The 15825-nt window shown below is 35.6% G+C and carries 12 protein-coding genes and 1 pseudogene; all 13 read left to right on the top strand.

Going from position 1 to position 15825, the window contains the following annotated elements:
* Positions 1–1512, top strand: a 1512-nt coding sequence (locus Q0E71_RS04715; RefSeq protein ID WP_294796541.1) for an ATP-binding protein, incomplete at its 5' end; no start/stop codon positions are given.
* Positions 1513–1522: 10 nt separating this feature from the next.
* A complete protein-coding gene (locus Q0E71_RS04710) occupies positions 1523–2212 on the top strand; it encodes a metallophosphoesterase (protein ID WP_294796539.1) in 690 nt (229 codons plus the stop codon).
* 1 nt (position 2213) lies between these two features.
* The gene (gene nagB, locus Q0E71_RS04705; protein WP_294796537.1) at positions 2214–2945 is read left to right on the top strand and encodes a glucosamine-6-phosphate deaminase; all 732 of its coding nucleotides are present in this window, start codon (positions 2214–2216) and stop codon (positions 2943–2945) included.
* On the top strand, positions 2945–3493 hold the full coding sequence (locus Q0E71_RS04700; RefSeq protein ID WP_294796535.1) for a class IV adenylate cyclase: 549 nt from the start codon (positions 2945–2947) through the stop codon (positions 3491–3493). Before nagB ends, Q0E71_RS04700 begins: the two co-directional genes overlap by 1 nt.
* Entirely contained in the window at positions 3480–3998 is a 519-nt protein-coding gene (locus Q0E71_RS04695; RefSeq protein WP_294796533.1) for a hypothetical protein, read from the top strand. Before Q0E71_RS04700 ends, Q0E71_RS04695 begins: the two co-directional genes overlap by 14 nt.
* A 9-nt stretch (positions 3999–4007) precedes the next feature.
* Entirely contained in the window at positions 4008–5267 is a 1260-nt protein-coding gene (locus Q0E71_RS04690; protein WP_294796531.1) for an amidohydrolase, read from the top strand.
* A 10-nt stretch (positions 5268–5277) separates the two neighbouring features.
* Complete coding sequence (locus tag Q0E71_RS04685) at positions 5278–6138, top strand: neutral zinc metallopeptidase (protein ID WP_294796529.1); 861 nt, start codon at positions 5278–5280, stop codon at positions 6136–6138.
* A 22-nt stretch (positions 6139–6160) separates the two neighbouring features.
* Entirely contained in the window at positions 6161–7153 is a 993-nt protein-coding gene (trpS, locus tag Q0E71_RS04680; protein WP_294796527.1) for a tryptophan--tRNA ligase, read from the top strand.
* A gap of 10 nt (positions 7154–7163) precedes the next feature.
* A pseudogene (gene purD, locus Q0E71_RS06795) lies at positions 7164–8402 on the top strand (phosphoribosylamine--glycine ligase); the annotation flags it as partial.
* Entirely contained in the window at positions 8391–12098 is a 3708-nt protein-coding gene (locus Q0E71_RS04675; protein WP_367116817.1) for a phosphoribosylformylglycinamidine synthase, read from the top strand. The pseudogene purD and the gene Q0E71_RS04675, both read left to right, overlap by 12 nt.
* Positions 12099–12170: 72 nt before the next feature.
* Positions 12171–12617 carry a kinase/pyrophosphorylase gene (locus Q0E71_RS04670; protein WP_058260483.1) on the top strand — a complete coding sequence of 149 codons (447 nt, stop codon included), beginning with the start codon at positions 12171–12173 and terminating at the stop codon, positions 12615–12617.
* A gap of 21 nt (positions 12618–12638) precedes the next feature.
* A complete protein-coding gene (ppdK, locus tag Q0E71_RS04665; RefSeq protein ID WP_294796521.1) occupies positions 12639–15266 on the top strand; it encodes a pyruvate, phosphate dikinase in 2628 nt (875 codons plus the stop codon).
* A gap of 198 nt (positions 15267–15464) precedes the next feature.
* The coding region (locus Q0E71_RS04660; RefSeq protein WP_294796519.1) for a methylated-DNA--[protein]-cysteine S-methyltransferase at positions 15465–15825 on the top strand (361 nt) is incomplete at its 3' end.

The following is a 15825-nucleotide window of genomic DNA, read 5'->3' as shown; positions in this document are numbered from 1 at the left end:
AGTCAATCAAAAGACATATACTTTGATGACTTTGACGATATTAAGGAGCTTTTACTGAAGCTTAAGACGAATGATGAAGGCAAATATAATTTAAGTGAAGCGAAGAACAGTATTGATGATGAAATTGCAATGATTGGAACAGAGAATGCCAAGACCAAGGAGCTATACAGTCTTAAGAAGGAGATAGCAAGTCTAGATAGGGATATAGCTGGGCTAGAAGCATCGCTTGAAGATACTATGTCCATGCTTAATAAAAAAGATGAGCTAAATAAAAAGAAAGAAAATTTGATTTTAAAGAAGAAAGACTTTTTAGCAGAGTACAATAAGGCGAAAGAATATTATAAAAAGGAAAATTCATTAAAGATAGAAGAGCTTAAAGAAAAGAAGAAGGATTTTTTAAATAAGAATAAAAATATTACTAGTGATGACTACGAAGCCTTTAATGATATAAAAAATAGACTTGAAGCGAAAAAATCTACTGAGGCTAGAAGACATAGTTTAAGAAATATATCATACATTTTTGCCTTGCTTAGCATTTTTGCCTTGCTTTATTATTTTATCAAGTCAAGTAAAATTGCTTTATATAGCGCTTGTGCAACGGCTATAATTTTTGCTATAACATTCATTTTTACTAAGTCTAAGACGAGTGATGAGGCTAATAAAAAGCTTATAGATGATAAAAATGCTATCTTAGATAAATATAATATAGCAAGTGATGAGGACTTCATTAGCGAATATACTAAGCAAAGATCACGTGAGATGAGTCAAAACTATTTGCAAAGCTTTGATGAGTTTCTAAAGACATACAGCGAAAAGAACTTTGACGAGCTTAGTGAAGAGAAGGTCCTTGATTATTTAGCAAAAACAGATGAGGCGGCCTATGATAAGTACAAGGGCTACTCCATAAGCATGGCGGAAGATGAAATCACTAAAATCGATTTAGAGCTAAGTTCACTTGAGACAAAACTTAATTATAACGACAGACTTATGGAGAGGGCATACGAACTTGGCTTAAGACGTGACGCGCTCGATGCGAGATTCACGGAGCTTGAAAGAAGGAAAAAGGCTTTAAGCGCTGCGAGCGAAATCATCTCTAGCCTTATTACTGAGATCAATACTAGCTATATGCCGAAGATTATTGCCGCGGCAAATAAATACTTAGAAATGTTTTCTGATAATAAATATAATTTCTTCTTGCTTGATGAAAGCTTTACCATAATGCTAAGAGACAAACGAACTAGCCTTGTATATGAGGAGGAAAAGCTTAGTAGGCAGGTCTTATCAATGTCCTACCTTAGTTTAAGGCTTGCACTAACCCGTGTCTTGGATATCGATTTAGCACTTGTCTTTGACGAGAACCTTGCCTTTTTTGATGAAGAGCGTATGGCAGCTGCGCTAAAAGTATTTACTTTCTTAGCAAAAGAAAAGCAAGTATTATTATTTACGAGCAGTAAAGTCGAAAAAAGTGTTCTCTCAGAGCTTAATCTGTGTTATAATTATATACAGTTATAGAGGTGGAAAAATGATTTATGCTATAGGCGACTTACATTTAGATTCGACAGACTTAAAACCTATGGGCGTCTTTGGAGGTAACTGGCAAGATCACGACAAGAAGATTAAGACGAGCTGGCTAGAGAAGGTTAAGGACGACGATTTGGTCTTGCTACCTGGTGATATATCCTGGGCGATGAGGTTCAGTGAAGCTATAGACGATTTAAAATTCATAGACGAATTGCCAGGCAAGAAACTTATTAGCAAGGGCAATCATGATTATTGGTGGACAAGCATATCCAAGATGAATGGCTTTGGCTTTAAATCCATTTACTTCATGCAAAATGACTCATACACGTATAAGGACTACGCTATCTGCGCAACAAGAGGCTGGATGCAAGAGGACAATGACAAGTATGACGAAGAAAATGACAAGAAGATAACAGCTAGAGAGTTAATTAGACTATCGTTATCGCTTGAAAAGGCTGATAAGGATAAGAAGATTATAGTTATGCTTCACTACCCGCCATTTAACATGGACTTAGAAGCTAATCAATTCCATGAGCTTATGAAAGAGCATGGTGTATACAAATGTGTTTATGGTCACTTGCACGCAGCTGGCCATAGATTTAGAAGAGAAGGCTTGATTGATGGCATAGATTATTCATTAGTCTCAAGCGATTACTTAAATTTTAAACTTAAATTAATAGAGAGGTGTTAGTATGAAGGTTATAGTTTGCAAAGATTATGACGAGATGAGCAAGGAAGCAGCTCAAATATTTATTAAACAAATTCAAGAAAAGCATGACAGTGTATTAGGTTTGGCGACAGGATCAAGCCCTATTGGCATGTATAAAGAGCTTATCAAGGCTAATAATGATGGCACTATTGATTTTAAGGACGTAATTACATTTAACCTAGATGAATACGTTGGCTTAAGTAAGGACCATCCTGCAAGTTATTATTACTTTATGAATGAGAATTTATTTAATCATATTAACATAGATAAGAAAAATACACATATACCACACGCTGAGGGAGCTGACTTAGAAAAGGCGGCTAAGGAGTACGAAGAAAGCCTTTCTCATTATGAGATCGATTTACAAGTGCTTGGCGTTGGCAAAAACGGTCACATAGGTTTTAACGAGCCAGGTGACGATTTAAGCTCGGTAACATATGTGCAAGAGCTATCTGAGTCAACAAGAGTAGCAAATTCAAGATTCTTTGACGATATAGATGATGTGCCCAAATTTGCCATTACTATGGGGGTTGGCTCTATATTTAAAGCGAAAAAAATTGTTTTAATCGCAAGCGGCAATCAAAAGAGTTTTGCAATAGATTATTTATTAAATTCTAAAAAGATATCATCTAAAGTGCCAGTATCACTACTAAATTTGCATCCAGACGTAACTGTAATCATAGATGAAAAATTAGCAAGTCTAGTTATAAAATAATGATAGAGAGAGAAAAAGAAGTAAAAGTTTTTAATCTTGACTTAGACGCGCTTAAAGAGGAGCTTCTATCGAAGGGAGCAGAGCACTTAGGTGAAGAGAAACAAGTGAATTATATATTGAAATGCGATATAGACGCTAAGACAAATTTATTAAAATCTCTATTAAGACTTAGAGAAGTGGATAAAGATGGTAAGAAGACTTTTTACTTGACATATAAGATAAGAGTAAAGGACAGCGGCGGGCTACGTAACTCAAAAGAGGTTACGAGTGAAGTTAAAGATAAGGATGCAATACTAGAAATTTTCGAAATGCTTGGAATTATTCCTGAAAAAGTGGATTATAAGGAGAGGGATTCATATCTATATAAGGACGCTCGCTTTGATTTTGATGAATATGACAAAGAAACTTTTGACAGGCCTTATCTTGAAATTGAAGTAAAGAACGATGAAAAACTTGAAGAGCTTATAAAAGAATTTAATATAGAGAGAAAAAATATTACAACGAAAAATATAAATGAACTAAGGAAAGATCATAATGAAATTTATTAAAGATAATGCTATAGATATAATTTTAGCTTTTATACTGATAGCTTTGAGTCTAGCGATGAACTTTGCTTTAATAAAGCTAGACAAAGGCTTTAATGAGTACTTAGCAATACTGCTATTTACTTACATAGCTGTATTTACGCTAGATATAAAGTTTTCTATACCAAGCGTAATTTTGATATTTATACTAAATTTATTATATAGAAAGAGCTTAAACGCAGATATAAGAACGCTTATGCTAGAAATTGAAGTAGTGTTTGGTTTTGCTATAGGCTATATAAGTCATAAGAAGTTTAATATATCATATATATTCTCGCTTTTTATTTCGATACTTATATCGAAGATGCTCAGCTATATAATTGCGCTTTTAATTGCAAATGCTGCAAACATATACAATATAGGTAGAATCATAAAAGTTAATCTAGTAGCATCACTACTAAGCATAACAGCATGCCTAGTCATAGTGCCACTAGTTGTTTATACAAAAGAGAATTTCACATATCTATAGGAGGTTAAGATGATAGTAATTAAAAATGTTAAGTATATTTACGTAGATAAATCAATCATTAATGGCCCATGTGATGTATTAATCGATGGCAATAGAGTTAAGAAAATTGCTGATAAGATTGACGAAGCTGGTGCCTATACTATTGACGGTAGTGATAAATTACTTATGCCAGGACTATTTAACACGCATAACCACATAGCCATGAGCGTATTTAGGAACTACGCTGATGATATGGAGCTAATGGATTGGCTGCAAAATAAAATTTGGCCACTTGAGTCAAAATTAACAGCTGAAGATATTTATTGGGCCAGTCTATTAACATTTATAGAGCTAGTTAAGACTGGTACAACAGCCTTTAATGATATGTATATGTTCTGTGAAAGGGTTTTTGATGCAGCTAGTGAAGTGGGTATGAGAGGCCTTATTGCTAGAGGCATGACAAATGATGCCTTTAATAAAGAGAGAGAAGCTAATATTCGTGATATGTATGAAAAATACCATCAAAAGGATGGCCTGTTAAGGCTAGCCATCGCACCTCACGCTATATACACAACTGGACTTGATTACTTAAAGAGTTGCATAGACCTTGCGAAAGAGCTAGACTTAATCATTCATACACATGCGAACGAAACTTTAACTGAAGTAAATAACTCTTACAAGGAGTATAAGAAGAGCCCAATAAAAATATTTAAGGAGCTCGGCATGTTTGATCAAAAGACAATACTAGCGCACTGCGTTCATCTATCTGAAGAAGATATGGACATCATAGCAAAAAGTAATGCACTAGTAAGTTTAAATGTATCATCAAATATGAAGCTAGCAAGCGGCATACCAGATATAAAGAATATGTTTGTGCACGGTGATAAGCTGTCTATAGGTACTGACGGAGCTAGTTCAAATAATATGCAAAACATGTTTACTGAGATGAGAGCGGTATCACTTGTAGCTAAGGCTCGTTCACTTGATCCAAAGGTGATGAGTGCAGGAGAAGTACTTAAGCTCGCGACTATTAATCCATATAAATATATATTTGATGAAGATGTAAATATTAGCGAAGGATCACTTGCAGATTTAATTCTAATTGATTTAGATAATACAAATTTAAAGCCACAAAATAATTTGATTAGCGCTATGGTTTACTCAATGAACGGAAGTGAAGTTGATACGACTATAATCAACGGTAAGATAATTATGGAAAATAAAGTAATAAAGTGCATAGATGAAGACTTAGTAGTAAGTAAAGTCGAAGAAATTATTAAAAATATTTAGGGGTGATGAAATGAAGTGGAGAGGAAGACAAGGATCTTCAAATGTAAACGATAGAAGAGGACAATCAGGCGGAGGCGGCATGCCAAACTTTGGCGGCTTCAAGATGGGAACTGGAGGTATGATACTGCTTCTAGTACTATACTTAGTTTTTGGTAGAGGCCTAATAGGCGGACCAAGCGGTCCTGGCGCAGGCATACAAAACGGCCAAGGCACACCGATTACAAGTGAAAGAGAAGAAGAGTACAAACAATTTATCTCGGTCGTCTTAAAAGACACTGAAGATGTTTGGCATGAAATATTTGAGGAAAATGGTATAGAATACGAAGAACCACAATTAAATCTATTTACAGGCAGCATAAATTCTGGCTGCGGCTTTGCATCAGAACAAATGGGTCCTTTCTATTGTTCAGTGGATAAGGACATCTACATCGATTTGTCTTTCTTTGATCAGCTTAAGAATGAGTTTGGAGCAAAGGGTGACTTTGCCATGGCCTATGTATTAGCTCATGAAGTAGGCCATCACGTACAAAAACAATTAGGTATCTTAGACAAGGTTCATTCATTACAAGGAAAGGTATCTGAAAAAGAATATAATCAATACTCGGTTAGACTTGAATTGCAAGCAGATTACTTCGCAGGAGTATTCGCAAAGCACATACAAGATAGAGACATCTTAGAAGAAGGCGACTTTGAAGAAGCGATTAATGCCGCATCAAAGATAGGCGACGATACACTTCAAGAAAAGTATCAAGGAAGAGTAGTTCCAGATAGCTTTACTCATGGAACGAGCGAACAAAGGATGGAATGGTTCAAGAAAGGCTTTGAAAAAGGCACAATTCAAGACGGAGACACATTTAGTAGCGATATTTAGTAAGTAATAAAGGAGATATACAATGGATAAGAAAACAGCATTTAGCGCCATACAGCCCTCAGGTGATTTAACCATAGGTAATTACCTAGGAGCTTTAAAGAACTTAGCTAAACTACAAGATGATTACAATTGTTTATATGCAGTTGCTGACCTTCATAGCATCACAGTACCAAAGGTGCCTAAGGAATTAAGGAAGAAGACCTATGAGATATTTGCGATGATGTTAGTGAGTGGTGTTGATCCAGAAAAAAGCGTTTTATTCGTTCAATCACATGTACCAGAACACGCTATGCTAGGCTGGATACTTGATACAATTGCCTATATTGGTCAGCTTAACAGAATGACTCAATATAAAGACAAGTCCAAAAAGTCTCCAGAAAACTGTAACGCAGGTCTATTAACATATCCAGTACTAATGGCGGGTGACATACTTTTATATCAAACAGATTTAGTACCTGTCGGTGAAGATCAAACTCAGCACATGGAGCTAGCAAGAGACTTAGCAATCAGATTCAACAGCAAGTACTCAGATACATTCAAAGTGCCTGAAGCTTACATTGCCAAGACAGGAAAGAGAATTATGTCACTACAAGATCCAAGTAAAAAGATGAGTAAGTCAGACGAAGATCAAAACAGTTTTATCTATATCATGGATAGCAAAGACAGAATTTACTCAAAGATTAGAAAGGCTGTTACAGATAGCGAGCCAAACTTTGCTTATGACCAAAATAGAGCTGGTTTATATAATCTTATAAATATATACAGTTCATTTACTGGCATCAGTCCTGAAGATATAGTCAAGAAGTATGATTCACTTGGATATAAAGAGTTTAAAGAAGATTTAGCAGATATCATATATGAAGATTTAAAAGACTTTCAATATAATTTCAATGAAGTCATTCAAGACAAAGAAGGACTAGAAAAGCTTATGGCAGAAGGTAGAGATAAAGCGAGATACCTTGCTAATAAGACTTTAAGAAAAGTAATGAAAAAAGTTGGCTTTGTACAAATATAAGGAGTTAGCTATGAAGATATTAATTATAGGTAGTGGTGGCCGTGAGTACGCCATCGCTTCAAAAATTAAAGAACAAGACCGCTCAGTAGAGATTGTCTTTGCACCTGGTAATGGCAAGACTGAGAGCGAATTCAAAAATATTGATATAAAAGTTATGGATTTTGACAAGTTAATTGCTTACGCTAAGGATAATGCTGTTGATTACACTATAGTTGGACCAGAAGATCCACTATGCTATGGCATTGTCGATAAGTTCGAAGCAGAAGGACTTAAAATCTTTGGTCCAAAGAAAGAAGCAGCAATATTTGAAAAGAGCAAAGCATTTTCAAAGAAGTTCATGGAGAAGTATCACATAGATACAGCTAAGTACCTTGAGACAGACAGCATTGACGATGCGAAGGAATACGCTAGCAAACTACTTAACGAATCAAAAGTGAATAAAGTAGTACTTAAGTATGATGGACTTGCTCAAGGCAAGGGCGTCATCATAGCTTCAAGCGAAAAAGGAATAGATGAAGCGCTTAATGAACTACTATTAGATAAAAAATTTGGTGATGATAAGATTATAGTCGAAGAATATATAGATGGCTTCGAAACATCTGTTCACGTGCTTATATCAAATGGAGAGTATATAATGCTACCAAGTGCTAAGGACCATAAAAAGGTTTTTGAAGGCGAAACTGGTGAAAATACAGGCGGCATGGGCTCATACTCACCAAACCTTATGGCACTACCATATTTAAAGGACATAGAGGAAGAGCTTGTAAAGCCATTCATAAAAGGTCTTGAAGCTGAAGGCATTGACTATAGAGGGATTTTATTCGCAGGTCTTATGATAAACTCAGACGGAATAAAAGTTTTAGAGTTTAACACAAGGTTCGGCGATCCTGAAACTGAAGTTATCTTAGAAAGAATTGACTCATCTTTATTGGATGCGCTTATCAAGACAAGTGAAGCAAAGCTTGATGAATATAAATTAGAAGTAAATGATAAAAAGATAGTTAACGTCGTATTAGCATCTGGTGGCTATCCAGCCAAGTATGACAAAGGCTATGAAATAAAAGGCTTAGATGAATTATCAGAAGGCGTTAAAATTAATTACGCAGGCGTTAAGGCTGATGACGCAAAGCTACTTACTAATGGCGGCAGGGTAATAAATATACTTTCTAAAGCCGATACATTTGAAGAAGCATATAAAAAAGTTTATGATGAAATCCAAAAGATTTCATTTGATAAAATGCATTATAGGAGGGATATTGGTCCAGTGGTTAAGAGAGTTTATGTTTGTAAAAAAGATGAATTTGATGCGGAGTCTAACGGTTTAACTCAAGAGATTAAAGAATTTCTTAAGATAAATATCGACTCAATTAAAGTTTATAACAGATACGATATTGAATTACTTTCTGATGAAGAAATTAATAAGATATCGAATACCATTTTATGCGAAAAACCGGTAGATAATATTTATTTAGCGGACGATGCTTTAGAAATGGAAAAGAATTTGAAGAATGCCTTTGTTGTTAGATACAAAAAGGGCCAATTCGATCAAAGGGAACAAGGCTTAAAGGATACAATCAAGGTTACTCTTGGCAAGGATGAAGTTTTAGCAAGATGTGAAAAAGTATATGAGATTAAAGGCGATGTAAGCGAAGACGACATTAAGAAGATTAAGAAACATCTTATAAATACAGTTGACCAAGCAGAAGGCGTATTGATTGGTATACCAACAACACTTAAGGAAAGTGTTGACACTAAGATCGAGTCTATAGTTTATGACGGCTTTATTAAACTTGATGACAAAGGACTAAAGGACTTCCATGATAAGGAAGCACTTGCTATGTCTACAGAAGACTTAAAAGTTTTCCAAGACTACTTTATAAAAGAAGATAGAGATCCAAGCCAAACAGAGCTTAAGTTAATCGACACATATTGGTCAGACCACTGCAGACACACTACATTTAATACACAATTAACAAATATCAACTTCGAAGGCGAAAGTGAATTTATCGAAGTAATTAGAAATACACTTAATGAATACTTAAAGGCGAGAAAACAATTCTCAAAGAAAGATCTTACACTTATGGACCTAGCTACAATAGTTACTAAGAAGCTAAGAAGCTTAGGTAAGCTTAGCGATTTAGAAGTAAGTGAAGAGATAAACGCATGCTCGGTTAAGATTAAGGTTAGCGTAGACGGAAGACTTAGAGACTACCTACTAATGTTTAAGAACGAAACACATAATCACCCAACTGAGATAGAACCATTCGGTGGCGCTCAAACATGCCTTGGCGGAGCTATAAGAGACCCACTATCAGGAAGAAGCTATGTTTACCAAGCTATGAGAATAACAGGAGCAGCAGACCCTAGAGAAGCTATTGAAGATACACTTGAAGGAAAGCTTCCTCAAAGAAAGATAGTTTTAGACGCAGCTAGAGGATACTCTTCATACGGTAATCAAATAGGTTTAGCAACAGGCTATGTTGACGAAGTTTACCATCCAGGCTACAAAGCTAAGAGGATGGAAGTAGGTGCAGTTATTGCTGCAGCACCTATGGAAAATGTATACAGAGGCGTACCTGCTAATGGCGATATAATCATTTTACTTGGTGGAAAGACTGGTAGAGACGGCATTGGCGGAGCAACAGGAAGCTCTAAGATACAAACAGACAAATCAGTTGAAGACTCGGCTGCTGAAGTACAAAAGGGCAATGCACCAACAGAGAGAAAGATACAAAGGCTATTTAGAATACCTGAATTAGCTAAAATGATAAAGAGATGTAATGACTTTGGTGCAGGCGGAGTCAGCGTTGCTATAGGTGAATTAGCAGATTCATTATTAATTCACTTAGACAAGGTGCCACTAAAGTATCAAGGACTAAGCCCTATGGAGATAGCTATATCAGAATCACAAGAGAGAATGGCTGTAGTCATCGCTAAAGAAAATTATGAAAAGTTTAAAGAATATGCAAATTCTGAAAATCTTGAAGCAACAATAGTTGCCGAAGTTACTGATTCTGAAAGACTTATCATGATGTATAATGATATAGAAGTATGTAATTTAAAGAGAGAGTTCTTAAACTCAACTGGCGCTCCAAGAAAACAAGATGTTATCTTTAAGCCGGAGGAAGTAGAACTATTTAACGAAGATTTGGCAGATGATTTTACAGTAGAACTAAAGAAGAGACTAGAAGACATCAATGTCGCTTCTAAAAAATCGCTTATAGAAAGATTTGACTCATCAGTTGGTAGAGGCAGCATCGTTCAACCATTAGGCGGCAAGAACCAATTATCACCAGAACAAGCTATGATAGCAAGAATACCAACAACTAAAGGAGAATCATCAACAGCGAGCATAATGACATATGGATTCGATCCATATCTATCAGAAAAGAGTCCATTCTTCGGAGCTTACTATGCAGTAGTTGAGTCACTTGCGAAAATTGCCTCACATGGAGCAAGCCCATTCAAAGCAAGATTAACATTCCAAGAGTACTTTGAAAAATTAAATGATGACCCATATAAGTGGTCCAAACCATTCGAGGCATTGCTTGGCGCGTTTAAGATCTGTAACGACTTACAAATCCCATCAATTGGTGGAAAGGATTCAATGAGTGGAACATTTAATGATTTAAACGTACCACCAACATTGATTTCATTTGCAGTAACATCTATGAACATAGAAGACGTCGTAACACCTGAACTTAAGGGCAATATGAAGCTTGGTTTAATAAGAACAACTATTAACGATGACAATACACTTGATTTAAATGAATTTAAGAAGAACAGCGTTGAGCTTGTTAGCCTTATCTCAAGAAAGAAAGTTAGAAGTGCTATTGCAATCAATAGAGATACAACTCTTCCTCTTCTTATGAAGATGGCATTTGGTAATGATATCGGCTTTAACATCAACATGGACGCTGACATAATGTTCAAAGAGCTTTATGGTTCGTATATCGTTGAATACACTGAAGACCTTCCAAGAATTGAATACCTTGGTACAACTAATACAGATGCAAGCATCATTATCAATGGTAGACGTTTAGACCTTGAAGAATATAAAGAAGCTTATGAAAAACCATTACTAGAAATATTTGGCGAAGAAAAAAGAGTAGCTAAGAGTGAAAATAAATTTACTGAAAAAGAATTTAGAGCTAAATCAAAGAAGCCGGTTGATGAAGTTAAGGTTATAATACCAGTATTCCCAGGAACAAACTCTGAATTTGATTCAAAATATGCTTTTGAAAAAGAAGGCGCTAAGGTTGATGTATTTGTATTCAATAACCTAGATAACGAACACATTGACAAGTCAATCGATGATCTAGCAAAGAAAATTAAAGAAAGTCAAATTTTATTTATACCAGGTGGCTTCTCATTATCTGACGAACCAGACGGATCAGGTAAATTCATTGCTAATGTATTAAGAAATCCAAAGGTAAAAGAAGCTGTAGAGTATCTTCTTGAAGAAAATGATGGCTTGATACTAGGTATTTGTAACGGCTTCCAAGCATTAATCAAGACTGGACTACTACCATATGGCAAGATTAAAGACATTGATGAAGACGACCCAACATTAACATATAACAATATATCTAGACACATCGCAAGAATCGTTAAGACTAAGGCTCTAACAACATCATCACCATGGCTTAAGTACATCGATAAGGACAAGACGTATAGAGTACCTATCTCACATGGCGAAGGAAGATTATTAATCAACAAGGAGCTTTACGAAAAACTTAGCGATAACGCTCAATTAGCTTTTGAATATTTAGACAACCCTAATGGATCAAACTTTGATATCGAGTCAATGCTATCACCAGATGGAAAGATACTTGGCAAGATGGCTCACGCAGAAAGAGTTGAAACAGATACATTTAAGAACGTTGCTGACATTGAAATACAAAACTTATTCAAGGCAGGCGTAGAATTTTTTAAGAAAGATTAATAAAAGTATTAATATATTGTAAATTATTGAATAATACTTTTCGTTGTGGTATAATTTAGGTGGTGATTTTCTATGGATGTAAATAAATCTTTTGCTTATGCAATTGACAATGATGACGGCAAAACATTTGACAATATATCAAGTGCGGATGTTATTATCTTAGGACCATCGAGGTCAGGTAAGACACCTCTTTGTTATTATCTTGCTTCTTTAGGATTAAACGCGATAAATATACCACTTGTACCAGAGGTCGACCAATTTGATGTGATTAAGGACTTAGACAAGTCAAAAATGATTGGCCTAATACAAGATGAGGAGTATTTATCCAAGATAAGGAAGGAAAGAGACAAAGACCTAGGCATAACAGGTGTATCTAATTACTCATCGCTTGAGAGAGTATTTTATGAAAATGAATACGCTCGCGAGATCTATAGTAAATTAGGCATATTTGTTATATCTATGTATGGAAAATCTATAGAAGAAGTATCTAGCACTATAGTTAGATATCTTCAAAATTAAATAAGCAATAGGAGGATACAGATGGAAAAGTATGTTTATAGCTTTAAAGAAGGCAATAAAGATATGAGAGATTTGTTAGGAGGCAAGGGAGCTAACTTAGCTGAAATGACTAATTTAGGCCTACCAGTACCTAACGGATTTACAATTACAACTGAAGCGTGCAACAGGTTTTACGAAGAAAATGAAGAACTATGGCAAGATTTAAAGGAAGAAATTAGAAAGGGTATTGAAAATGTTGAAAAGATCACTAATAAGGGCTTTTCAGACAAAGAAAATCCGCTACTATTCTCAGTAAGAAGTGGAGCGAAGATATCAATGCCAGGCATGATGGACACTATATTAAATCTTGGTTTAAACGATGTGACAGTTGAAGGACTTGCAAAGAAGACTAATAACGAAAGATTTGCCTATGACAGTTACAGAAGATTTATTCAAATGTTTTCAGATGTTGCCATGGGTATCCCAAAAGCTGAATTTGAAAAAGTATTAAATAAACAAAAAGAAAAAAGAAATATTGAAAACGATATTGACTTAAATACAGACGACTTAAAAGAAATAGTAAAAGAATACAAAGCTATTTACAAAAAATACATTGGAGAAGACTTCCCACAAGATCCAAATGTTCAATTATTTAACGCAGTTAAAGCCGTATTCATGTCTTGGAACACACCAAGAGCTAAGACATACAGAAAGCTAAATGAAATTTCTGATACACTTGGCACAGCTGTTAACGTTCAAGAGATGGTATTTGGTAACATGGGCATGAACTCTGGTACTGGCGTTGCTTTCACAAGAAACCCAGCTACAGGTGAAAACGTTTTATTTGGTGAATTTTTAATTGACGCTCAAGGCGAAGACGTTGTTGCAGGCGTTAGAACACCAGAACCTATTGCTAGACTTGAAAATGAATTGCCAAGCGTTTATAAAGAGTTCAAAGAAACTGTTGAAAAGCTAGAAAAACACTATAAAGATATGCAAGACATTGAATTTACAGTTGAAAATGGCAAGCTTTTCATGCTTCAATGCAGAAATGGTAAGAGAACTACAAAGGCAGCTATAAACATAGCAGTTGATCAAGTGAACGAAGGTTTAATCAGTAAAGAAGAAGCAATCTTAAGAATTGAACCAAAGTCAATTGATCAAATTCTTCACCCAACATTTGAAGAAAAAGATGTATTAAGCAAAACTGAAATTACAAAAGGCCTACCAGCTTCACCAGGAGCTGCATCAGGCGTTGTAGTGTTCTCACCAGATAAGGTTGTTGAATATCACAAGAATAACGTAAAGACTATCTTAGTAAGAGAAGAAACATCTCCAGAAGATATAGACGGTATGGTATATGCTGAAGGTATACTAACAGCTAGAGGCGGTATGACATCCCACGCTGCTGTAGTTGCTAGAGGTATGGGTAAGTGCTGTGTTGCAGGATGCTCTGAACTAAGAGTTGATGAAGACGATAAAGTTATCAGATACAATGGCGGCGAAATTAAAGAAGGAGACACTATCTCTATAGACGGTTCAACTGGTTATGTATACCTAGGAGAAATCAAGAAAGTTACTCCTGAACTAAGCGGTAATTTTGCTAAGTTTATGGAATGGGCTGATGAATTTAGAACTCTAGAAGTAAAAGCAAATGCAGATAACCCAAGAGACGCTAAGCAAGCACTTGACTTTGGTGCACAAGGCATAGGTCTTTGCAGAACAGAACACATGTTCTTTGATGATAAGAGAATCTTTCAAGTTAGAAAGATGATACTTTCTAAGACACTTGAAGAGAGAGAAAAAGCTCTTGAAAAACTTCTTCCTTATCAAAGAGATGACTTCGAAGGCATATTCAAGGTTATGGGAGAAAAGGGCGTAGTAATAAGATTACTTGATCCACCTCTACATGAGTTCCTTCCAAAGACTGAAGAAGATATAGAAAGCCTTGCTAAAGACATGGGCATCACAACTCAAGTCATTGAAGACAGAATCGAAGATATGAAAGAATTTAACCCAATGCTTGGTCACAGAGGATGCAGACTATGTGTAACATGGCCAGAAATCTATAGAATGCAAGTTAGAGCCATCATTGAAGCAGCTATAAACGTAAGCGAAGAAATCAAAAAAGATATCAAACCTATGATTATGATTCCATTAATAGGCGAGCTAAAAGAACTTGTATTTGTTAAAAAAGAATTAGTAGAAGAAATAAATAAAGTATTCGAAGAAAAGAATAAGAAGCTTGACTACGAAATTGGTACTATGGTTGAAGTACCAAGAGCAGCACTACTTGCTGATGAAATTGCAAAAGAAGCGGAATTCTTCAGCTTCGGTACTAACGATATGACTCAAATGACTTGGGGCTACTCAAGAGATGACTATGGCAAGTTTGTTAACGCATACCTTGATCATGGTATCTACGAAAGAAGTCCATTCGACTCACTAGATACAGAAGGCGTTGGTAAATTACTTGACATGGGTACTAAGCTTGGCAGACAAACAAGACCTGATATACACGTAGGTATATGCGGTGAACACGGTGGAGATCCTAGATCAATCGAGTTCTGTGACGCAATCGGACTTGACTACGTAAGCTGCTCACCATATAGAGTGCCAATCGCAAGACTAGCAGCAGCTCAAGCAAGCATTAAGAGAAAAAATAAATAATTTCGGATAATAATATATAAGGCGGGTTAATACTCGCCTTATTTTATGTCTAAAAGCATATTTAAACGCATCAACTTAGTTAAATTTATTATACTATTCGCTTTTGCATGTAAAATTAATAAAATATATCTAGTTTTCATTATTATATGTTGACAGGGCAGATATATTGTAATATAATTGTACTCGGGAGATGATCAAATGATAACGAACTATTTCGATAAAAATAAAACATATTATGTTCACCACTTCGATTCTCCATTAGGTGAAATGACTGCAGTAGCTGAAGACGATGCGCTCGTATACTTACGCTTCGGCCATCAAGGCATATACGGTAGCAAAAAAGAGAAGAACGAGATTATTGATAGAACCGTTAAACAGCTTGATGAGTACTTTAAAGGCGAGAGAAAAGATTTCGACATACCTATAAGAGTGAAGGCAAAAGAATTTCAAGAGAGAGCTTTAAAAGAGATCAGAAATCTAAAGTATGGAGAGACATGTACATACGGTGACATTGCACTTAAGCTTGGCAAAAAGACATATTCGCGTGGCGTTGGCGCAA

Source organism: uncultured Fenollaria sp. (genome assembly GCF_934202865.1).
Taxonomy (GTDB): Bacteria; Bacillota; Clostridia; order Tissierellales; family Peptoniphilaceae; genus Fenollaria.
The sequence above is the reverse complement of the archived record's forward strand: the minus strand, read 5'-3'. Positions and strand labels throughout refer to the sequence as shown.